We start from the raw sequence: 20,940 nt of genomic DNA on the forward strand, positions 1-20,940 counted from the left end.
GATGGACGGATCCTCGCATCAGTCCGACCCTCTACGCCGCGCGCGCCTTCGCTGGCGCGCGCGGCGCGGCTTGCTGGAAAACGATCTGATCTTCGAACGTTTTTTCAGCCGATATGAGCATGACCTCAGCGATGCCGATGTGGGCGCGCTCACGCGCCTGCTCGAGCTGAGCGATAACGACCTGATGGACTTGCTGCTTGCGCGCAAGGAACCGGAAGGCGACCTTGCCGACCCGGGCGTCAAACGGGTGCTGGAGCTGCTGCGCGTTGTGTGAGTGTCGCGCGCGCAGGGTTGTTGTGTCCAGGCGTGCAATTATCGAAACCCTGTTTCCATACTTCGATTGAGGATGTGCTATGACCCCGTCAGATGTTAAAGCCACGCTATCGTTCAGCGACAACTCGCCGAGCGTCGAAATGCCGATCTACAAGGGCACGATGGGCCCGGATGTAATCGACATCCGTAAACTGTACGGCCAGACCGGCAAGTTCACGTACGATCCGGGCTTCATGTCGACGGCGGCGTGCAATTCGGCGATCACGTACATCGACGGCGACAAGGGTGAACTGCTGTATCGCGGCTACCCGATCGACAACCTCGCGCAGAACGCCGACTTTCTCCAGACCTGCTACCTGCTGCTGAAGGGCGAACTGCCAAACAAGCAGCAGAACGACGAGTTCGTGAACACCGTCACGAAGCACACGATGGTGCACGAGCAGATGCACTTCTTCTTCCGTGGCTTCCGTCGCGATGCGCACCCGATGGCGATTCTGGTCGCTGCGGTCGGCGCACTGTCGGCGTTCTATCACGACTCGTTGAACATCAATGACCCGCGTCACCGCGAAGTGTCGGCGATCCGCATGATCGCAAAGCTGCCGACGCTCGTCGCCATGGCGTACAAGTACAGCATCGGCCAGCCGTTTGTGTATCCGAAGAACGAGCTGTCGTACAGCGCGAACTTCATGCACATGATGTTCTCGAACCCGTGCGAAGAGTACAAGGTCAACGACGTGCTGGTGCGCGCGCTCGACCGCATCCTGATCCTGCATGCGGACCACGAACAGAACGCTTCGACCTCGACCGTGCGTCTGGCCGGTTCGTCGGGTGCCAATCCGTTCGCGTGTATCGCCGCGGGTATTGCGTGCCTGTGGGGCCCGGCGCACGGCGGTGCGAACGAAGCCGCGCTGAACATGCTGGAAGAAATCGGCTCGGTCGACAACATTTCCGAGTTCATCAGGCAGGTGAAGGACAAGAACTCGGGCGTGAAGCTGATGGGCTTCGGTCACCGTGTGTACAAGAACTACGATCCGCGTGCGAAGCTGATGCGCGAAACGTGCCACGAAGTGCTCGAAGAACTGGGCCTGCACGACGACCCGCTGTTCAAGCTGGCCATGGCGCTCGAAAAGATCGCGCTGGAAGACGAATACTTCGTGTCGCGCAAGCTGTACCCGAACGTCGATTTCTACTCGGGCATCGTGCAGCGCGCGCTGGGCATTCCGACGTCGATGTTCACGTGCATCTTCGCGATGGCACGCACGGTCGGCTGGATCGGTCAGTGGAACGAGATGATTGCCGATCCGGAGCAGAAGATTGGCCGTCCGCGTCAGCTTTTCGTCGGCGAAACGCCGCGTGAAGCAAAGTCGATCGACCAGCGTTAATCAGTTGTCGGGCCGGCGAGCGTCCGGCGAGCTTCGCCAGGACTCAACGACAAACGTCTGATAAAAAACGCCCCAACGGGTACTCCGTTGGGGCGTTTTTGTATTGTGTGTCGTCGCGCGTACTGGTAGCTATGACGCCTTCGACCGGCTTCTTATGCGTTCGAGTGGACGCGAGCCATTTCGATTGGCCTTCGATGTTCCGTACGTTCCAGGGCTGGACCGCGCTGACGCCGCAAGGCCTCGGCGACGGCACCTTGCAACTGGTTCCGATGGCGAATGCGACGGCATGCGTCGTGCTGCGTGCGTTGCAGGACGACGTACCCGACGACGAACTGTGCGGTGCACAACCTGCCCGGGTGTTGTCCGAACTGTAGTGCAATCAACGTGTTGCGGGCGGGAGTACAGCGTCCGCAACGCGCGCTCGCACGCTTGCCGGGTAACGTCGATACAGGTATCGGCACTACCACCCAACTCCATGTTTTTTATCGCTTTTCTCGATAACGGGTAAGCAAAGGATGTCATCTGCGTGGCATAATCGACCGAACACGGATTGCCCGCAGTCATTACTACCCCGCATACCATGGCACAGACTCTCTACGACAAATTGTGGAACACGCACGTGGTCCACACGGAAGACGACGGTACGACGCTTCTCTATATCGACCGTCACCTGCTGCACGAAGTCACCAGCCCGCAGGCGTTCGACGGCCTCAGGCTGGCTGGGCGTCCGGTGTGGCGCATCAGCTCGAATCTGGCGGTCTCGGACCACAACGTGCCGACTACGGATCGCAGCCATGGCATCGCTGATCCAGTGTCGAAGCTGCAGGTCGATACGCTTGACGCCAACTGCGACGCCTACGGTATCACGCAGTTCAAGATGAACGATCTGCGTCAGGGCATCGTGCACATCATCGGGCCGGAGCAGGGCGCGACGCTGCCGGGCATGACGATCGTCTGCGGCGACTCGCACACGTCGACGCACGGCGCGTTCGGCGCGCTTGCACATGGCATTGGTACATCGGAAGTCGAACACGTGCTCGCCACGCAAACCTTGCTGCAGAAGAAGAGCAAGAACATGCTCGTCAAGGTCGAAGGACCGCTGCCGCGCGGCTGCACCGCGAAGGACATCGTGCTGGCCATCATCGGCAGGATCGGTACGGCGGGCGGCACGGGCTACGCAATCGAATTCGGTGGCTCAACCATTCGCGCGCTGTCGATGGAAGGCCGTATGACGGTCTGCAACATGGCGATCGAAGCGGGCGCGCGCGCGGGCATGGTCGCGGTCGACGATACGACCGTCGAGTACCTGAAGGGCCGTCCGTTCTCGCCGGAAGGCGTCGAGTGGGATCACGCCGTCGAAAACTGGAAGCAGTTCAAGTCCGACCCGGATGCGCAGTTCGACCGAGTGGTCGAATTGAATGCGGCCGAGATCGTGCCGCAGGTTACGTGGGGTACGTCGCCGGAGATGGTGACATCGGTCGATGGCCGGGTGCCGGATCCGGAACGCGAGAAGGATCCCGTCAAGCGCGACGCGATGGAGCGTGCATTGAATTACATGGCGCTTGAACCGAATCTGCCGATCGAGTCGATCAAGCCGGACAAGATTTTCATCGGCTCGTGCACGAACGCGCGCATCGAAGATTTGCGTGCTGCCGCTTACGTTGTGAAGAAACTGGGTCGCCGCGTCGCGCCGAACATTCGTCTCGCGATGGTGGTGCCGGGCTCGGGCCTCGTGAAGGCGCAGGCGGAACGCGAAGGCCTCGACAAGGTCTTTACCGACGCCGGTTTCGAGTGGCGCGAACCGGGCTGTTCGATGTGTCTCGCCATGAATGCCGACCGGCTCGAACCGGGTGAGCGTTGTGCGTCGACGTCGAACCGCAATTTCGAAGGTCGTCAAGGCGCGGGTGGCCGTACCCACCTCGTGAGCCCCGCAATGGCCGCAGCGGCGGCTATCGAAGGGCATTTCGTAGATATTCGCAAGCTGGGATGAATTACATGATCAAAAGCACTATTCGCATCACGTGGTTGCGCCGCCTTGCGCTGGGGTCGCTTGCGGCTGCGCTGCTTGGTCTCACCGGATGCAACACGATGCACGGCTTCGGCGAGGATTTGCAGCACCTCGGCGGATCCATCAGCAACCACGCGGAAAAATGAGCGTCGGCGAGCGCTGAGCAGATAGAAGCGTTTTTTGATTGTTGCCGGCGATACGGCCTTCGGTTCCAGGTGTTTCGAAGGTGTTTCGAACGGTTTTGAACAGGCGCAAGCGTCATGGATAAATTCATCGTACACACCGGCGTCGTGGCGCCGCTCGATCGCGAGAACGTCGACACGGACGCGATCATTCCGAAGCAGTTCCTGAAATCGATCAAGCGCAGTGGCTTCGGTCCGAACGCGTTCGACGAGTGGCGCTACCTTGATCACGGCGAGCCGGGTCAGGACAATTCGAAGCGTCCGCTGAATCCGGATTTCGTCCTGAACCAGCCGCGCTATCAGGGCGCGTCGATCCTGCTGGCACGCAAGAATTTCGGCTGCGGCAGTTCGCGCGAACATGCTCCCTGGGCGTTGCAGCAGTATGGGTTCCGCGCCCTGATCGCACCGAGTTTCGCGGACATCTTCTACAACAACTGCTTCAAGAACGGCCTGTTGCCGATCGTGCTGACCGAGTTGCAGGTGGACCACCTGTTCAACGAAACGTACGCATTCAACGGCTTCAAACTGACCGTCGACCTCGAAGCGCAAGTGGTGCGCGTGGGCGACGGCACCGAATATCCGTTCGACGTGGCGGCCTTCCGCAAGTACTGTCTGCTGAACGGTTTCGACGACATCGGACTCACGTTGCGTCATGCGGACAAGATCCGTCAGTTCGAAGCTGAGCGGCTTGCCAAACAGCCGTGGCTGAATCACCGCATCGTCAGCTGACGCGCGCTTTGACGCGTGGTCGGGAAGTCGAACGCGTCACAGTACTCACAAAAACAGGCAAGGAAATCGAATGAAGATTGCAGTGTTGCCCGGCGACGGCATCGGTCCGGAAATCGTCAAGGAAGCAGTCAAGGTTCTGAACGCGCTCGACGAGAAGTTCGAGCTCGAAGAAGCGCCCGTTGGCGGTGCGGGATATGAGGCGCAGGGGCACCCGCTGCCGGAATCGACGCTCGCGCTGGCCAAGGCCGCCGATGCGATCCTGTTCGGCGCGGTTGGCGACTGGAAGTACGATTCGCTCGAACGCGCATTGCGCCCGGAGCAGGCCATTCTCGGCTTGCGCAAACATCTGCAACTGTTCGCCAACTTCCGTCCGGCAATCTGCTATCCGCAGCTCACAGGCGCGTCGTCGCTGAAGGAAGAAATCGTTTCGGGCCTCGACATCCTGATCGTGCGCGAACTGAACGGCGACATTTACTTCGGTTCGCCGCGCGGTGTGCGCGAGGCGCCGGATGGTCCGTTCGCGGGTGCGAAGGAAGGCTTCGACACGATGCGTTATTCGGAGCCGGAAGTGCGCCGCATCGCCCACGTCGCGTTCCAGGCCGCGCAAAAGCGCGGCCAGAAGCTGACGTCGGTCGACAAGGCGAATGTGCTCGAGACTTCGCAGCTCTGGAAGGACGTGATGATCGACGTCGCGAAGGAATACGCAGATGTCGAACTGTCACACATGTATGTCGATAACGCGGCGATGCAACTCGTGAAGGCGCCGAAGTCGTTCGACGTCATCGTGACCGGCAACATGTTCGGTGACATCCTGTCGGACGAAGCCGCCATGCTGACGGGCTCGATCGGCATGCTGCCTTCGGCTTCGCTCGACAAGAACAACAAGGGCTTGTACGAGCCGTCCCACGGTTCGGCGCCAGATATCGCAGGAAAAGGCGTGGCGAACCCGCTGGCGACGATCCTGTCGGCCGCGATGATGCTGCGTTACTCGCTGAACAAGGCAGAGCAGGCCGATCGCATCGAAAGCGCAGTGAAGAAGGTGCTGGAGCAGGGCTACCGCACTGGCGACATCCTCACGCCCGGCTGCAGGCAGGTGGGCACGGCGGCGATGGGCGACGCAGTACTGGCGGCGCTGTAAGCGGTCAGTTGTCGTGAAATAACGGGCAGTAGGGCGCGAATTGGTCCTAAAGTGGCCATTTCGCGCGCAAAGTGGCCGATTGGGCCGCCAGTTTGCGTTTTTCGTGTAGACTCTAGCGATGGCGAAGTTTCCTCAAATCTCCTCGATTTCGAACCTCCACGGCAAAACGGCCCGTGCGGTTGAGTTCGCCATTACTGTCAAAACGATTACCCCGAAAACGATCACGAAGCGCTGATCGTCCGTCGTGCCCGCCCGTCTTCCCCGCGCGGTCACGCCGGGCAAAGTTGCGGGGAAGCATCCACTCGAAGGGTATGAAGTCATGAACGTAGGTCTCGTAGGTTGGCGCGGCATGGTCGGCAGTGTCCTGATGCAACGTATGCAGCAGGAAGGCGATTTCGATCTGATCGAACCGGTGTTTTTCAGCACCAGCAATGCGGGCGGCAATGCACCGTCGTTCGCCAAAAACGAGACGAAGCTCAAGGACGCGTCGAGCATCGACGACCTGAAGAAGTGCGACGCCATCATTTCCTGCCAGGGCGGCGACTACACGAACGAAGTATTCCCAAAGCTGCGCGCAGCAGGCTGGAACGGCTACTGGATCGACGCGGCTTCGTCGCTTCGCATGAAGGACGATGCGGTCATCATTCTCGATCCGGTCAACCTTGACGTGATCAAGAATGCGCTCGTTAAGGGCCAGAAGAATTTCATCGGTGGCAACTGCACGGTCAGCCTGATGCTGATGGCGCTCGGCGGCCTGTTCCGCGAAAACCTCGTCGACTGGATGACGGCCATGACGTATCAGGCCGCATCGGGCGCGGGCGCGCAGAACATGCGCGAACTGCTGTCGCAAATGGGTACGCTGCACGGCGCCGTGAAGGAAGAACTCGCGAATCCGTCGTCGGCGATTCTCGACATCGATCGCCGCGTGCTGGCCGCCATGAACAGCGACAGCATGCCGACCGATCATTTCGGCGTGCCGCTCGCCGGTTCGCTGATTCCGTGGATCGACAAGGATCTCGGCAACGGCATGTCGAAGGAAGAGTGGAAGGGCGGCGCGGAAACCAACAAGATTCTGGGCAAGCCGGCCATGGGCACGCCGGGTTCGATCCCGGTCGACGGCCTGTGCGTGCGGATCGGCGCAATGCGCTGCCATTCGCAGGCACTGACGATCAAGCTGAACAAGGACGTGCCGCTCGACGAGATCAACGGCATCCTCGCGTCGGCCAACGACTGGGTGAAGGTTGTGCCGAATGAGCGCGAGGCGTCGATGCGCGATCTGTCGCCGGCAGTGGTGACGGGCACGCTGACGGTGCCGGTCGGCCGTCTGCGCAAGCTGGCGATGGGCGGCGAGTATCTGTCGGCGTTCACGGTCGGCGACCAGTTGCTGTGGGGCGCGGCCGAACCGCTGCGTCGGATGCTGCGCATTCTGCTCGACAAGTAAAGTAAACTACGCGCTTACGACGCGTAGAAAATTCAAAAGCGTCGCGCTTGCGCGGCGCTTTTTTCATTGTGTGCTCGAAATCTTGTTTCCATCCAACCCCCAAAATGGGCAGCGCGACTACGCGCAAGAGCTCCCGATGATCGTTCGATTCCATTCCCCTCGTGCAGCGGCATTTCGAGTCCGTGCCGCGCGTTCAGCCTGTATGACGGCGACTGTTGCCTTCGCATTTGCGCTGACCGGTGCTGGCGCCGTCCATGCCGCGCCGACCGACCCGGCAAGCGCAGCGAGCGGAGCGGCAGTCGTCGAGTCCGACGCTCAGTACACGGTGCATCCGGGTCAGTCGCTGAACGATGTCGCGATTGCGCTGACTCAGTCGCATGATCGCGCGACGCTGGCGCGTGCGGCGAAGGCGATCTTCGACGCGAACTCCAGCGCGTTCATGGGACACGATCCGAGCCGCCTGAAGCTCGGCGCGGTGCTGAATGTCCCGTCGCTCGATACGCTGGGCGTCGCGGCGAGCGGAGCCGTTGGAGCTGCGGCCGCGACAGGGGTGTCCGGCACGGTAGCCTCGTCCGTGCCCGCGGTTGCGTCGTCTGCTGCCGTTTCGGCCGCAACTTCCGGCCAGCCGGCGTCCGCCAGTGCGGCGACCGCCAATGTCGCGAGCGCTCCGGCTTCGGCGAGTGCTCCGGCAGTCGTGGCAGCTTCGTCGGTTGCAGCCGGTGTGGCGTCGCAGGCTGCGGAATCCGCTGCATCGCCGGCGGCGTCGGCAAGCGGTGCGCATGTCTGGGCTGGCGCGATTCAACCGGTCGCGAGTGCTCCTGTCGAAGGCGCGTCCGGCGCTGGCGCGACCCCGGCGGTTGCAGCGCCTCAGCCCGCATCGCAGGTTCGTGCGCCGGTTTCGAGCCTCCAGCAACTGCTTGCGTTGAAAAATCGGGTGTTGATGGAACTGCAGAAACACGGCATTGGAACGTCGAAGCAGGCGCCGCAGGGTGGTAGCGTAATGGCCGTCCAACCGTCTACGGAACAGGCAACGGGTGTCGGAGTGGCGCCCGGGGCCACGGTTGCCTCGTCCGCTATCGTGAGCACCCCGCAAACCAATGGTGGAATGGCGGGCTTGTCGCAGCCAGTGGTCGCTGCCGTTGCGGGCGGCGTCGCGGCGGTGATTGCGTTGATCGCGAGCCTGGCGGCGCGTCGTCGCCGTAGTCGCACGGCGGCGAATGATGAGGCCGCCGCGGCAGGTGCGAATGAGAGCGAGGCGATGGGCGATCAAGGTTCGGTCCCAGATCACGGTTCGATTGCAACGCCGGCGGCGGGGTCCGTACATGAGGACGTGCTGCCTTCAACGAGGCACGCCGAGACGCTGGCCGACGCAACCGGTGCGGCGAGCCTGGCAGCCGCCGCCGAACTGGGCGCCGATGCCCTCCCGCAAGAGCAGTTTGAGCCATCGGCCGACGAACAGGACGACGACGGTGTCCAGTACGTAGGTTCTGGTTTCCACAGTGAGCCGGTGCAGTACGTCGAACCCGGCTCGTCCGCGACCCCTGGGATTCCTGTCGCGCCGCAGGACGACCCACTTCGGCACGGGGCGCACGCTGAACCCGACTATCCGGTCCAACTGGAAACGCTGGGTCATCATGACGAAGCGTTCGACGTAGCGCAACCACCCGCGCCGCCGCTCGATCTTGCAGCGCCGTCTGTAGCGCCGACAGCGCCGCGTACCAACCTGCCACACCCGATCGAATTCCCGCACGACGCGGTCCAGGCCCTCGGCAGTCTCGATATGCCGTTGCCGCCGCGCACGGAGTCGCCGGCATCGTTCGACGGGACCTCGTCGCCGGCACCTTTGACGACCCAACCCGTCGTCGCGCCGGAGATCACGGCGCGGCAGGCGATCGTCCCGCCGCCCGGAGCGTCACATGTATCCGAGGAAATCGAAGCCGGCACGGCGGGTTCGGCAGCGGTTGCGGGGCTCGGCGCGATGCCATTCGGCGCGCTGAAACTCGATTTCGACCTCGAACTGCCTCCGAGCCCGGCGCAACCGCTGCCGGCATTCACCCCGGAAGACATCGCAAAAATCGCCCGCAACAAGCTCGAACTCGCGAGCGAATATATCGAGCTGGGCGATCTGTCCGGTGCTCGTGCGCTGATCAACGAAGTGATCGAATCGAACGACGCCGCGACGCGCAGTGAGGCTCGCGCCTTGCTGTCGACGCTCGCGCCGCTTTCGTGATGCGGATTGCGCTAGGGATCCAGTATGACGGCGCCGCATTTTGCGGGTGGCAGTCACAACCGCATGGCAAGACCGTGCAGGACGAACTGGAACGTGCGCTGCGCGAATTCGCTCAGACGCCCTTGCAGACCGTCGTGGCTGGCCGAACGGACACCGGCGTACATGGCCTGGGACAGGTCGTTCACTTCGATACTGAACTCGATCGCGCGCCGTTTTCGTGGGTGCGCGGCACGAATGCGTTCCTGCCGAAAACTGTCGCCGTGCAATGGGCGCAGCCGATGCCGGAAGCATTCCACGCGCGCTTCTCGGCGTTCGAGCGGACCTACTTCTACGTGCTGTACGTGCACCCGGTCCGCTCGCCGATGCTGGACGGGAGCGCGGGCTGGATCCACACCCCGCTCGACGTCGAAGCGATGCGCGCCGCGGCCGCCTGCCTGATCGGCGAGCACGATTTTTCGGCGTTCCGTTCGTCGGAATGCCAGGCGAAGACGCCGGTTAAGCATCTGTATCAGATCGACGTTCGGCAGCAGGGCGATTTCATTCACTTTCGCTTTCGCGCCAACGCTTTCCTGCACCACATGGTGCGCAACCTGATGGGTTGCCTCGTGGCAGTGGGACGTGGACGCCAGCCGGCCGGCTGGCTGGCCGATGTCCTCGCGAGCCGCGACCGTAACAACGCCGCGCCGACTTTCATGCCAGACGGCCTGTATCTCGCGCAGGTCGGCTATCCTGAGGAATTCGCGGTGCCCGCCGCGCACGCTGGCAGCGTGCCGTGGAGCGCCGTATGGACGCAACCGGAATCATGATCCCATCCCAGCCTGAGTCCTCCAGTTTGCCCGCGACCGAAGCACAGGCGGCGCCACGCCCGCACCGCACGCGCATCAAGCTGTGCGGCCTGTCGACAGCGGAAGACGTCGCACACGCGATCGATCTTGGCGCCGATGCGATCGGCCTCGTGTTCTATCCACCCAGCCCGCGTTCCGTGACGGTGGCGCAGGCCGTCGACCTGACGCGCGATATCCCGCCGTTTGTGTCGGTGGTCGGGCTCTTCGTCAATGCATCGCCGGAATGGATGCGTGAGGTTGCCAGCAATGCGCAGCTCACCTTGCTGCAATTCCATGGCGACGAGACGCCGGAACAGTGCGAAACGCTGGCGAACATTGCGGGTTTGCCTTGGTTGCGTGCATTGCGCGTCGGGGCTGATACTCAGCGGGCCGATTTGGTAAAATCAGCGCTTAACTATTCAGCTGCCAGCGCCCTCCTGTTCGACGCACATGTCGAGGGCTACGGCGGCGGCGGAAAGGTATTCGATTGGTCACTTATTTCTCCAGAGCTCGCGCGTCAGGGCGTTTTGAGTGGTGGGTTGAACGCGCAAAACGTCAGTGATGCCATCCATCGCTTGCACCCGTACGCGGTCGATGTCTCGAGCGGCATCGAAGTGCCGGGTGCGAAGGGCGTGAAAGATCACGCCCGGATGGCGGCATTCGTACGCGCGGTGCGCGAAGCGGATGCCGGGTGATACAGGCGGCGCTCGCGGTTTCAACAGAAACCGGCGCTGCACACTGAGAAAGAGTGAAACAAATGTATAACTTGCCCGATGAAAGAGGCCATTTCGGCCAGTATGGCGGCGTGTTCGTCGCTGAGACGTTGGTTCATGCGCTTGATGAACTTCGCGCGGCCTACGAAAAATACCAGCAGGATGACGACTTTATCGCTGAATATCAGCGTGAGTTGAAGCATTTTGTTGGTCGTCCTTCCCCGATTTACCACGCCCAGCGCTGGAGCGAACTGCTCGGCGGCGCGCAGGTGTTCCTGAAACGCGAAGACCTGAATCACACGGGCGCCCACAAGGTGAATAACGTGATTGGCCAGGCGCTGCTGGCGAAGCGCATGGGCAAGCCACGCGTGATCGCGGAAACCGGCGCAGGCCAGCACGGCGTGGCCACGGCGACGATCGCCGCGCGCTTCGGCATGGAATGCGTGGTCTACATGGGCTCGGAAGACGTGCGTCGTCAGGCTGCGAACGTGTACCGGATGAAACTGCTCGGCGCGACCGTCGTGCCCGTCGAATCGGGCTCGCGCACGCTGAAGGATGCGCTCAACGAAGCGATGCGCGACTGGGTCACGAACGTCGAAAACACCTTCTACATCATCGGCACGGTGGCGGGTCCTCATCCGTATCCGATGATGGTCCGTGATTTTCAGCGCGTGATCGGCGATGAATGCAAGGTGCAGATGCCCGAACTCGTCGGCCGTCAGCCGGATGCGGTGATTGCATGCGTCGGCGGCGGATCGAATGCGATGGGTATCTTTTATCCGTACATCGATGATCAATCGGTGCAGTTGATCGGCGTTGAGGCGGCGGGCGATGGGATCGATACGGGACGTCACGCGGCATCGCTGATCGCCGGTAGCCCGGGCGTGCTGCACGGCAACCGCACCTATCTGCTGCAGGATGAAAACGGTCAGATCATCGAGACGCATTCAGTGTCCGCTGGTCTCGACTACCCCGGCGTCGGGCCTGAGCACGCGTGGCTCAGGGACAGCGGCCGCGCGCAATACGTCGGAATCACCGACGATGAGGCGCTGAAGGCGTTTCACGACTGCTGCCGGATCGAGGGCATCATTCCAGCGCTGGAATCGAGTCATGCGCTCGCTTATGCGGCGAAACTCGCGCCGACGTTGCCGAAGGACAAGTACCTTCTGGTCAATCTGTCGGGTCGTGGCGACAAGGACATGCATACGGTCGCTGAGCGATCGGGCATCAAGTTCTGAGCGCCCCGACGATGCGCGACGAGTTCAACGAGCCGGAACCAATCATCGAAGACGCAGAGGCGGCTACAGCCGTCGAGGCTCCGGCGTTGCCCTCGGCGCCCCTGGGAGATTCACTGCCAAGGGTGCCGGGTGGCATCGAGTTGTTGAACCGCGATTTTTTGACCGATGCAATGAACCTGCCGGATGGATCGATCGACCTGATCGTCGCCGATCCGCCTTATGGGCTTGGCAAGGACTATGGCAACGACTCGGACATGCGTTCGGGCGAGAATTTTCTCGCCTGGACGCGGCACTGGCTCGATCTGGCGATTCCGAAGCTGAAGCCGTCAGGTTCGCTGTACATTTTCTGCACCTGGCAATACGCGCCGGAAATCTTCTGTTTCCTGAAGTCGAGGCTCACGATGGTCAACGAGATCATCTGGGACCGGCGCGTGCCGAGCATGGGGGGCACGACCCGCCGCTTTACGTCGGTGCACGACAACATCGGTTTTTTCGCGGTATCGAAGGATTATTACTTCGATCTCGATCCCGTCCGCATCCCGTACGATGCCGTCACGAAGAAGGCGCGTTCGCGCAAGTTGTTCGAAGGCAGCAAGTGGCTCGAGCTTGGCTATAATCCGAAGGATGTCTGGTCGGTATCACGGCTGCATCGGCAACATGCCGAGCGAGTGGATCATCCGACCCAGAAGCCTCTGGAAATCGTCGAGCGTATGGTGCTCGCGAGTTGTCCACCGGGCGGGCGCGTGCTCGACCCGTTTATGGGCAGCGGCACCACAGCAGTCGCCTGCGCCCGTCAGCGGCGCGAATTTGTCGGCTATGAGATCAATGAAAGTTACTGCGCAATAGCGCGCGAACGCGTCAGTGCGGCCGCGCCGGCATCGCTAGCGGCTCCGGCCGAAACCGCTTGAGCCGCCACGGTCCGCATATAGCGATCGCGCAGTTAAACGATTCCCGAGAAAATTCCATGTCCCGTATCAAGAACACATTTGCGGCACTGGCCGCGCAGGGCAAGAAAGGCCTGATCCCGTTCATGACGGCAGGCGATCCCGATCCGGCCCGCACGGTCGAATTCATGCACGCGCTGGCCGCCGGCGGCGCGGACGTCATCGAACTTGGCGTGCCGTTTTCCGACCCGATGGCCGACGGCCCGGTGATCCAGGCGTCATCGGAACGTGCCCTGGCGCGCGGCGTGTCGCTGCGTCACGTGCTGGCGGATGTGAAGCGCTTTCGCGAACGCGACGACAAGACGCCCGTCGTGCTGATGGGTTACGCGAATCCGATCGAGCGGATGGGCGCGGATGCGTTCGCCGCCGCGGCAAAGGATGCTGGGGTCGACGGCGTGCTGGTGGTCGATTATCCGCCCGAAGAGTCTGGTATCTTCGCCGAAAAAATGCGCTCCGCCGGCATCGATCCGATCTTCCTGCTGGCGCCGACATCGACTGACGACCGCATTGCGGAAGTCGGCAAGATCGCGAGCGGCTACGTCTACTACGTATCGCTCAAGGGGGTCACCGGAGCGGCAAATCTGGACGTTGCCAGCATCGCGGGTAAAATCCCGGCCATCAAGTCGCGCGTTCCCCTGCCGGTCGGCGTTGGTTTTGGCATCCGGGACGCCCAGACGGCGCGCTCCGTGGCCGAGGTCTCTGATGCCGTTGTGATTGGCAGCCGTATTGTGCAGTTGCTGGAACAGGCCGCGCCCAAGGCTGCAGCCGACACCCTGACGCGTTTCATCGCGGAAGTGCGTCAGGCGGTGGACAGCGTGAGCACGGCCGCGCGATAACACTCACTTTTGTCGTCTTTCGTGTGGCGGCGGGCAGGTCCCGCCGCTCTGCGCATAGAAGAAGACCCTTGAAGGAAAGAACATGAGCTGGCTCGACAAACTGCTGCCGCCGAAAATCAAGCAAACCGATCCGAAAAACCGCAAGGGCATTCCAGAAGGTCTCTGGATCAAATGCCCTTCGTGCGAAGCGGTGCTGTACCGCAACGACGTCGAAGCCAATCTGCATGTTTGCCCGAAGTGCGACCACCACATGCGGATCGGCGCGCGCGAGCGGCTCGACGGCCTGCTGGATCCGGAAGGCCGCTATGAAATCGGCCAGGAGATCCTGCCGGTCGACGCGCTCAAGTTCAAGGACAGCCGCAAGTATCCGGACCGCCTGAAAGAGGCGATGGAAGACACCGACGAAACCGACGCGATGGTCGTCATGGGTGGCGCAATTCACACGCTGCCGGTGGTGGTGGCGTGCTTCGAGTTCTCGTTCATGGGCGGCTCGATGGGTTCGGTGGTCGGCGAGCGTTTCGTGCGCGGCGCGCAGAACGCGCTCGAGCAGCAGGTGCCGTTCATCTGCTTTACCGCATCGGGCGGCGCCCGGATGCAGGAAAGCTTGCTGTCGCTGATGCAGATGGCAAAGACCACGGCGATGCTCACGAAGCTTGCGGAAGCGAAGCTGCCGTTCATCTCCGTATTGACCGATCCGACGATGGGCGGTGTGTCGGCGAGCTTTGCATTCCTCGGTGACGTCGTAATCGCCGAGCCGAAGGCACTGATTGGCTTCGCCGGTCCGCGTGTGATCGAGCAGACCGTCCGCGAAAAGCTGCCGGAAGGCTTCCAGCGCGCCGAATTCCTGCTGACGAAGGGCGCGATTGACATGATCGTCGACCGTCGCAAGCTGCGCGAGGAACTCGCTCAACTGATGGCGCTGATGACCCGCCTGCCTGCCGACGCAGTGGCCTAAGGCGTAGACCTGCCACTGGGCACGCCGTCGTGCGATAGAGCGACGTCGCGATAAGCCGTACCAAAACGCGCGCTGCGAGAGCAATCAAGCGGCGCGCTGTCGTTTCCGGGATAATGTCGGCCTTGCTGTTTAATTGTCCCCGTCCGCTTCATCCGATGACCTCATTCCCGACCCTCGACGCGTGGCTCACGCACCTTGAATCCGCGCATCCTGTCGGCATCGACATGGGTTTGTCCCGTATCAGCAAGGTGCGCGATGCGTTGCAGCTGTCGTTTGACTGCCCGGTCATCACGGTCGGTGGCACGAACGGCAAGGGGTCGACGTGTGCCGTCCTCGAGACGATCCTGCTGCGCGCCGGATACACGGTTGGCTGCCATACGTCGCCGCATCTGCTATCGTTCAACGAGCGGGCCCGGGTGAACGGCCAGAATGCGACCGACGCAGAGCTCCTGCAGCACTTCGACGCCGTCGAAAAGGCCCGTCTGAGCTTGCCGGAGCCAGTCTCACTGACGTACTTCGAATTCACGACGCTCGCGATCATGCATCTGTTTGCGTCGCGTGGGCTGGACGTGGTGATCTTTGAAGTCGGCCTTGGCGGCCGGCTGGACGCGGTCAATATCATCGATACCGACTGCGCGATCATCACGAGCATCGACATCGATCACACCGAATACCTGGGCGATACGCGCGAAAAAATCGCCTTCGAAAAGGCCGGCATCTTCCGGCCGGGCAAGCCGGCCATCTGCGCCGACCCCATGCCGCCGCAGACGCTGATCGATCACGCGTCAAGCATCGGCGCCGATCTATGGCTGGTTGGCCGCGATTTCCGCTATGAAGCCCAGGCGGGCAGCGAGCGGCAGCAGTGGAATTACGTCGGCCGCACGATGCGGCGCTCGGCGCTCGCCTATCCGGCGTTGCGTGGCGCCAATCAGCTGATCAATACATCGGCGGCTCTTGCCGGCCTGGAAGCTCTGCGCGACCGACTGCCGGTGTCCGCGCAGGACATCCGCCTCGGCCTCGCGAACGTCGAATTGCCGGGCCGGTTTCAGGTGCTGCCGGGCAAGCCTTCAATCGTCCTTGATGTCGGGCACAATCCACACGCGGCGGCGGTACTCGCGCAGAATTTGGGCAACATGGGCTTCTTTCCGTACACGTACGCCGTGTTCGGTTCGATGCGCGACAAGGATATCGCGGGCGTGCTGGCGCATCTGAAGGGCGAGATCGATCACTGGTGCGTGACGGATCTGCCGACGCCGCGCGGCGCACCCGCTGCGGATCTGGAAGCCGCCCTGCGCGAAGCGGGCGTAACGGATGGTCCGGATAGCAGCATAAATCGCTTCGATTCGCCCGCTGAAGCCTTCGAAGACGCGTTAAAACGCGCGTCCGACAATGATAGAATCGTGGTCTTCGGAAGTTTCTATACGGTAGCGGGTGTCATGGCCTACCGTAAAACGCAGCAACACTGAACGCGCGCAGCCTCGAACCAGGCCATTCATGGGACTTTTCTCGTTCGGCAAGAAAGACGACGCGCCTACCCGGCGCGGTGCAAACTCCAGTGCCAGCAGGGCCACCCGCGGCGAGCGGGTGGAGCGGCGAACCCGCCGCACGGAGCGGGCCGGCGACGCCGATGCGATGCTGCTCGACCCCTCGCTGCCCGAAAAGCAGCGGGCGCGGCGCAGGCTGGTCGGCGCGATTGCGCTGGTGGTAGCCGCAGTGGTCGTGCTGCCGATGGTGCTCGATTCGCACCCGAAGCCCGTCACCGACGACATCTCAATCGACATTCCGAGTCGCCCTGCCCCGAAGGTGAGCGCAACCAGCGAAGATTCTCAGGCAGGCGTCGCGCCTGACAACCCGACCGCTGCGACGGCAATGGTGGCATCGGGCCTTGCGCCAGCGGCACCGAAAACGGACACGGCTGTGAAGGTGCCGGCTGTATCAGCAACAACGCAAACCGCGAACGTTGCGCCAGCGTCCGCCGCGAAGTTGACGAAACCCCAGACGCCGTCCCAGACACCCGCGGCCCAGCCGACGGTTCAGACTCAGGCGAAACAGCCTGCGAAATCAACGCAAGCCGCTGACACTGCAACCCAGGGCGCGGCAGCCGCCGAAGCCGATTCCGGAACGCCGGCCGCGCCGGCAGGCAGCCGCTATGCCGTGCAACTCGGCTCGTTTTCGGATGACGTCAGCGCACGCAACTGGGCGACGAAGTTGAAAGCGGCCGGAGTGCCCGCATATACCGAACGTCGGAAGCAAGCCGACGGTTCGATGCACACGCTGTTGCGCGCTGGACCGTTCGCAGACCGTGCGGCGGCTTCGGCGGCGATTGCGAAGGTTCGTGAAGCGGGCCTGACGTCAGGCCCGAACAACGGTGCTGCACAGTAAATCGCCAATGTTCACCGCCTTCGACTACGCTGTAATGGCGGTGATCGGCCTGTCGGCGCTGCGCGGAACGTGGCGCGGATTTTTGTCCGAAATATTCGGACTGATTGGCTGGATAGCTGCTTTTGTGATTGCGTGCCGGTTCGTCGGTTACGTCGTGCCCTATATCCCGGCGACGTGGCCCGGTGAGGCGTTGACCCAGTGGCTGGTCGCGTTCGCATTGATCGTCATCGGCGTGGTGCTGGTGGCCGGGGTGGCGAACGCGCTGCTGAGCCGACTGGTGCAGGCGACGGGTCTGAGCGGCGTCGACCGCTCGCTGGGTTTGATGTTCGGCCTCGTGCGCGGGGTCGTACTGGTGTTGGTTCTGGTCGCGCTCGCGGGACTGACCGAACTGCCCCAGCAGGAATTCTGGCGACACGCCTTGCTCCGGCCCTACGCCGAGAAGGGTGTACAGGAACTGAAACCGCTGCTTCCCGAGACACTCGCTGCTTACGTCCGTGTGTGACGATCAGGCGGGAGCCGAAGGAAGTGCGCAGCACTCCGGCGCAATCCGGCTGCTTCCCCAGCACCGGCCGCCGCCGTTACGAATTTTGTACCTTTGAAGGACATGCCATGTGCGGCATCGTAGGCGTAGTTTCTCAATCCCCGGTCAACCAGCTGATCTATGACAGCCTGCTGCTTCTGCAGCATCGCGGTCAGGACGCCGCCGGCATCGCGACAGCGAACGGCAGCAACTTCCACATGCACAAGGCCAACGGCATGGTGCGCGACGTGTTCCGCACGCGCAACATGCGTAGCCTGCCAGGCACTTCCGGCATCGGCCAGGTGCGCTACCCGACCGCCGGTTCCGCGTCGAGCGAAGAAGAGGCCCAGCCGTTCTACGTGAACGCGCCGTTCGGCATCATCCTCGCTCACAACGGCAACCTGACCAACTGGCAGCAACTGAAAGATGAGATGTTCCGCATCGATCGGCGCCACATCAACACCAATTCCGACACCGAAGTGATGCTCAACGTGCTCGCGCACGAACTGCAACTGTCCAGTTCGGGCCTGCAGCTCGATCCGGCCGCGCTCTTCAAGGCGGTGTCGGGCGTGCATCGTCGGGTGCGCGGCTCGTACGCGATCGTCTCGCTGATCGCCGGCTTCGGGCTGGTCGGGTTCCGCGACCCGTTCGGTATCCGTCCGCTGTGCCTCGGCAAGCTGGAAACCCCTGCAGGCGTCGAGTGGATGCTGGCCTCGGAATCGGTGGCGATCGAAGGTATCGGCTTCGAATTCGTGCGCGACGTAGAGCCGGGCGAAGCAATTTTCATCGACCTCGAAGGCAATGTGCACACGCAGCAATGTGCGACGAACCCGAGTCTGAACCCGTGCATTTTCGAACTCGTGTACCTCGCGCGTCCGGATTCGGTGCTGGATGGGGTACCGGTCTACAACGCGCGTCTGCGCATGGGCGACTATCTTGCCGAGAAGATCAAGCGCGAACTGCCTGACGTCGAGATCGACGTCGTGATGCCGATTCCCGATTCGTCGCGCCCTGCGGCGATGCAGGTCGCGGAAAAGCTCGGCGTCGAGTATCGCGAAGGCTTCTTCAAGAACCGTTATGTCGGTCGTACGTTCATCATGCCCGGCCAGGCCGTACGCAAGAAGTCGGTGCGTCAGAAGCTCAACGCGATGGGCATCGAGTTCAAGGGCAAAAACGTTCTGATCGTCGACGATTCGATTGTGCGTGGCACGACCTCGCACGAGATCGTGCAAATGGCGCGCGATGCAGGCGCGAAAAAGGTCATCTTCGCGTCGGCGGCGCCGCCGGTGAAGTTCCCGAACGTCTACGGCATCGACATGCCGACGCGCGGCGAACTCGTCGCACATGGCCGCTCGGACGAGGAAGTCGCGCGCATGATCGGCGCGGATCACCTTGTGTACCAGGACGTCGAGGCGCTGAAGCAGGCCGTGCGCGATATCAATCCGGCGCTGAAGGACTTCGAGGCGTCGTGCTTCGACGGCAACTACATCACCGGCGATATCACGACCGAATACCTCGATCGCATCGAAATGGCGCGTCTTGCTCCGGCTGCCCAGTCGGATCGCGATGCGGCCAGCGAAGCGATCGACGGTGGCACGGCGCGTTCGCAGCTGCACCTGCAACTGTCGGTGGAGTAAGGCGTGATGCGTGGCGCGATCGCTGCATTCACGCGCTGCGCCGCGCGTGTTAGCATGATGGCTTGCGTCGATTTGATCTCAGCTTGCGGACGCGGGGCAACCCAAAACAGCTAAAGCGAACGGTGGAGAATCAGCAACACGCCGCCGCCGCTCCAGCTTTCCCCGCACATGAAGCCCGCTTATGCCGACGCAAAGCGGGCTTTTTTGTCGCTGTCGTTTGTCGTTGCCTGGTTTGTTGCAAAGCCGCACGACGATCAACCCAGCCTGAAAAACGGAAACAGAAAGAACATGGACGACTCTCTCAACTTCGACACCCTCGCCGTACGTTCGGGCACGCTGCGCAGCGAGTTCAATGAGCACTCGGAAGCGATTTTCCTGACGTCGAGCTTCTGCTTCGCGAGCGCCGCCGAAGCCGCCGACCGCTTCAAGAACTCCGAGGACTATTACACGTACTCGCGCTTTACGAACCCGACCGTCACGATGTTCCAGGACCGTCTGGCCGCGCTCGAAGGCGGCGAGGCCTGCATGGCGACGGCTTCGGGCATGGCCGCGATCATGTCGGTGGTCATGTCGGCGTTGCAGGCGGGCGATCATCTCGTGAGCTCGCAGAGCCTGTTCGGTTCGACGCTCGGCATGTTCTCGCAGATCTTCAGCAAGTTCGGCATCACGACGACCTTCGTCGATCCGACCAACCTCGATGCATGGAAAGAAGCGGTGCGTCCTGAGACGAAGATGTTTTTCCTCGAAACACCGTCGAACCCGCTGACCGAAATCGCCGACATCGAAGCGATCGGCAAAATTGCGAAGGCCGCGAATGCGTTGTTCGTCGTTGACAACTGCTTCTGTAGCCCTGCGCTGCAACAGCCGCTGAAACTGGGCGCGGACGTCGTGATGCATTCGGCGACCAAGTTCCTCGACGGTCAGGGCCGCGTGCTGGGCGGCGCGCTGGTGGGTTCGAAGCAGTTCATCATGGAAAAGGTGTTTCCGTTCGTGCGCAGCGCAGGCCCGACTTTGTCTGCGTTCAACGCGTGGGTGTTGCTGAAGGGTATGGAAACGCTGTCGTTGCGCGTCGAAAAGCAGTCGGAGAACGCGCTCGAAATCGCTCGCTGGCTCGAAGCGCATCCGGCCGTGAATCGCGTGTTTTACCCCGGGCTCGAATCACATCCACAATATGCGATCGCCAAACGCCAGCAGAAAGCAGGCGGCGCGATCGTGTCTTTCGAACTGAAAGGCGACACGCCGGAAGCGATGCGCGCAAACGCATGGCGCGTGATCGACAGCACGAAGATCTGCTCGATTACCGGCAACCTCGGCGATACGCGCACGACCATCACGCACCCGGCTACCACGACACATGGCCGTGTCACGCCGGAAGCGCGCGCGGCAGCAGGCATCACGGAAGGGCTGATCCGTCTCGCCGTGGGTCTGGAAAATGCAGAAGATATCCGCGGCGATCTCGCACGCGGTCTGGCTGGCTGATTCGGTATTGACATGGCGACGTCAGCGCC

At 62.1% G+C, this 20,940-nt stretch carries 19 protein-coding genes and 1 pseudogene; all 20 read left to right on the plus strand.

Annotation, left to right across the window (positions count from 1 at the left end):
* Position 1 precedes the first annotated feature (1 nt).
* The 20 genes and pseudogenes from B0G77_RS31655 to B0G77_RS31750 all read left to right on the plus strand — a co-directional run bounded on the left by B0G77_RS31655 (position 2) and on the right by B0G77_RS31750 (position 20,911).
* Positions 2-274: a succinate dehydrogenase assembly factor 2 gene (locus tag B0G77_RS31655; protein ID WP_133665814.1), complete on the plus strand. Its 273-nt coding sequence runs from the start codon at positions 2-4 to the stop codon at positions 272-274.
* 79 nt (positions 275-353) lie between these two features.
* Complete coding sequence (gene gltA / locus B0G77_RS31660) at positions 354-1,655, plus strand: citrate synthase (protein ID WP_133665815.1); 1,302 nt, start codon at positions 354-356, stop codon at positions 1,653-1,655.
* A 191-nt stretch (positions 1,656-1,846) separates the two neighbouring features.
* Positions 1,847-2,020: pseudogene (locus tag B0G77_RS31665) on the plus strand (YbiU family protein); the annotation flags it as partial.
* 215 nt (positions 2,021-2,235) lie between these two features.
* Positions 2,236-3,645 carry a 3-isopropylmalate dehydratase large subunit gene (gene leuC, locus B0G77_RS31670; protein WP_133665816.1) on the plus strand — a complete coding sequence of 470 codons (1,410 nt, stop codon included), beginning with the start codon at positions 2,236-2,238 and terminating at the stop codon, positions 3,643-3,645.
* Between the two features lie 5 nt (positions 3,646-3,650).
* Positions 3,651-3,809, plus strand: coding sequence for an entericidin A/B family lipoprotein (locus B0G77_RS31675; RefSeq protein WP_133665817.1), 159 nt, complete (start codon positions 3,651-3,653; stop codon positions 3,807-3,809).
* Positions 3,810-3,923: 114 nt separating this feature from the next.
* Positions 3,924-4,574 carry a 3-isopropylmalate dehydratase small subunit gene (leuD, locus tag B0G77_RS31680; RefSeq protein ID WP_133665818.1) on the plus strand — a complete coding sequence of 217 codons (651 nt, stop codon included), beginning with the start codon at positions 3,924-3,926 and terminating at the stop codon, positions 4,572-4,574.
* 70 nt (positions 4,575-4,644) lie between these two features.
* Entirely contained in the window at positions 4,645-5,712 is a 1,068-nt protein-coding gene (gene leuB, locus B0G77_RS31685; RefSeq protein WP_133665819.1) for a 3-isopropylmalate dehydrogenase, read from the plus strand.
* Positions 5,713-6,031: 319 nt separating this feature from the next.
* The gene (gene asd / locus B0G77_RS31690; protein ID WP_133665820.1) at positions 6,032-7,153 is read left to right on the plus strand and encodes an aspartate-semialdehyde dehydrogenase; all 1,122 of its coding nucleotides are present in this window, start codon (positions 6,032-6,034) and stop codon (positions 7,151-7,153) included.
* 202 nt (positions 7,154-7,355) lie between these two features.
* On the plus strand, positions 7,356-9,383 hold the full coding sequence (locus tag B0G77_RS31695; RefSeq protein ID WP_133665821.1) for a FimV/HubP family polar landmark protein: 2,028 nt from the start codon (positions 7,356-7,358) through the stop codon (positions 9,381-9,383).
* Positions 9,380-10,189 (plus strand): tRNA pseudouridine(38-40) synthase TruA, encoded by an 810-nt coding sequence (gene truA / locus B0G77_RS31700; RefSeq protein ID WP_208116525.1) that lies wholly within the window; start codon positions 9,380-9,382, stop codon positions 10,187-10,189. Before B0G77_RS31695 ends, truA begins: the two co-directional genes overlap by 4 nt.
* The gene (locus B0G77_RS31705; protein ID WP_243751413.1) at positions 10,186-10,902 is read left to right on the plus strand and encodes a phosphoribosylanthranilate isomerase; all 717 of its coding nucleotides are present in this window, start codon (positions 10,186-10,188) and stop codon (positions 10,900-10,902) included. The genes truA and B0G77_RS31705 overlap by 4 nt, the downstream gene beginning before the upstream one ends.
* A gap of 62 nt (positions 10,903-10,964) precedes the next feature.
* A complete protein-coding gene (gene trpB / locus B0G77_RS31710; RefSeq protein WP_133665824.1) occupies positions 10,965-12,158 on the plus strand; it encodes a tryptophan synthase subunit beta in 1,194 nt (397 codons plus the stop codon).
* An 11-nt stretch (positions 12,159-12,169) separates the two neighbouring features.
* Positions 12,170-13,066: a site-specific DNA-methyltransferase gene (locus tag B0G77_RS31715; protein ID WP_133665825.1), complete on the plus strand. Its 897-nt coding sequence runs from the start codon at positions 12,170-12,172 to the stop codon at positions 13,064-13,066.
* A 56-nt stretch (positions 13,067-13,122) separates the two neighbouring features.
* Positions 13,123-13,938, plus strand: a complete 816-nt coding sequence (trpA, locus tag B0G77_RS31720) for a tryptophan synthase subunit alpha (RefSeq protein WP_133665826.1) — start codon at positions 13,123-13,125, stop codon at positions 13,936-13,938.
* Positions 13,939-14,020: 82 nt separating this feature from the next.
* Positions 14,021-14,893, plus strand: a complete 873-nt coding sequence (gene accD, locus B0G77_RS31725) for an acetyl-CoA carboxylase, carboxyltransferase subunit beta (protein WP_133665827.1) — start codon at positions 14,021-14,023, stop codon at positions 14,891-14,893.
* Positions 14,894-15,048: 155 nt separating this feature from the next.
* Positions 15,049-16,359: a bifunctional tetrahydrofolate synthase/dihydrofolate synthase gene (folC, locus tag B0G77_RS31730; RefSeq protein WP_133665828.1), complete on the plus strand. Its 1,311-nt coding sequence runs from the start codon at positions 15,049-15,051 to the stop codon at positions 16,357-16,359.
* Between the two features lie 28 nt (positions 16,360-16,387).
* Entirely contained in the window at positions 16,388-17,275 is an 888-nt protein-coding gene (locus B0G77_RS31735; protein ID WP_133665829.1) for an SPOR domain-containing protein, read from the plus strand.
* A 7-nt stretch (positions 17,276-17,282) separates the two neighbouring features.
* Entirely contained in the window at positions 17,283-17,777 is a 495-nt protein-coding gene (locus B0G77_RS31740) for a CvpA family protein (protein ID WP_133665830.1), read from the plus strand.
* Between the two features lie 107 nt (positions 17,778-17,884).
* Positions 17,885-19,432 (plus strand): amidophosphoribosyltransferase, encoded by a 1,548-nt coding sequence (purF, locus tag B0G77_RS31745; protein WP_133665831.1) that lies wholly within the window; start codon positions 17,885-17,887, stop codon positions 19,430-19,432.
* Positions 19,433-19,720: 288 nt separating this feature from the next.
* The gene (locus tag B0G77_RS31750; protein WP_133665832.1) at positions 19,721-20,911 is read left to right on the plus strand and encodes an O-succinylhomoserine sulfhydrylase; all 1,191 of its coding nucleotides are present in this window, start codon (positions 19,721-19,723) and stop codon (positions 20,909-20,911) included.
* The last annotated feature ends 29 nt before the right edge of the window (positions 20,912-20,940 follow it).

Origin of the sequence: Paraburkholderia sp. BL10I2N1 (assembly GCF_004361815.1) — a bacterium.
In the GTDB taxonomy this organism is placed as follows: Bacteria; Pseudomonadota; Gammaproteobacteria; order Burkholderiales; family Burkholderiaceae; genus Paraburkholderia.

Bases quoted from the DNA above. Each gene is read 5' to 3' on its own strand.
- B0G77_RS31655 (WP_133665814.1), top strand. From the start codon at position 2: ATGGACGGATCCTCGCATCAGTCCGACCCTCTACGCCGCGCGCGCCTT.
- gltA (WP_133665815.1), top strand. From the start codon at position 354: ATGACCCCGTCAGATGTTAAAGCCACGCTATCGTTCAGCGACAACTCG.
- leuC (WP_133665816.1), top strand. From the start codon at position 2,236: ATGGCACAGACTCTCTACGACAAATTGTGGAACACGCACGTGGTCCAC.
- B0G77_RS31675 (WP_133665817.1), top strand. From the start codon at position 3,651: ATGATCAAAAGCACTATTCGCATCACGTGGTTGCGCCGCCTTGCGCTG.
- leuD (WP_133665818.1), top strand. From the start codon at position 3,924: ATGGATAAATTCATCGTACACACCGGCGTCGTGGCGCCGCTCGATCGC.
- leuB (WP_133665819.1), top strand. From the start codon at position 4,645: ATGAAGATTGCAGTGTTGCCCGGCGACGGCATCGGTCCGGAAATCGTC.
- asd (WP_133665820.1), top strand. From the start codon at position 6,032: ATGAACGTAGGTCTCGTAGGTTGGCGCGGCATGGTCGGCAGTGTCCTG.
- B0G77_RS31695 (WP_133665821.1), top strand. From the start codon at position 7,356: ATGACGGCGACTGTTGCCTTCGCATTTGCGCTGACCGGTGCTGGCGCC.
- B0G77_RS31705 (WP_243751413.1), top strand. From the start codon at position 10,186: ATGATCCCATCCCAGCCTGAGTCCTCCAGTTTGCCCGCGACCGAAGCA.
- trpB (WP_133665824.1), top strand. From the start codon at position 10,965: ATGTATAACTTGCCCGATGAAAGAGGCCATTTCGGCCAGTATGGCGGC.
- B0G77_RS31715 (WP_133665825.1), top strand. From the start codon at position 12,170: ATGCGCGACGAGTTCAACGAGCCGGAACCAATCATCGAAGACGCAGAG.
- trpA (WP_133665826.1), top strand. From the start codon at position 13,123: ATGTCCCGTATCAAGAACACATTTGCGGCACTGGCCGCGCAGGGCAAG.
- accD (WP_133665827.1), top strand. From the start codon at position 14,021: ATGAGCTGGCTCGACAAACTGCTGCCGCCGAAAATCAAGCAAACCGAT.
- folC (WP_133665828.1), top strand. From the start codon at position 15,049: ATGACCTCATTCCCGACCCTCGACGCGTGGCTCACGCACCTTGAATCC.
- B0G77_RS31735 (WP_133665829.1), top strand. From the start codon at position 16,388: ATGGGACTTTTCTCGTTCGGCAAGAAAGACGACGCGCCTACCCGGCGC.
- B0G77_RS31740 (WP_133665830.1), top strand. From the start codon at position 17,283: ATGTTCACCGCCTTCGACTACGCTGTAATGGCGGTGATCGGCCTGTCG.
- purF (WP_133665831.1), top strand. From the start codon at position 17,885: ATGTGCGGCATCGTAGGCGTAGTTTCTCAATCCCCGGTCAACCAGCTG.
- B0G77_RS31750 (WP_133665832.1), top strand. From the start codon at position 19,721: ATGGACGACTCTCTCAACTTCGACACCCTCGCCGTACGTTCGGGCACG.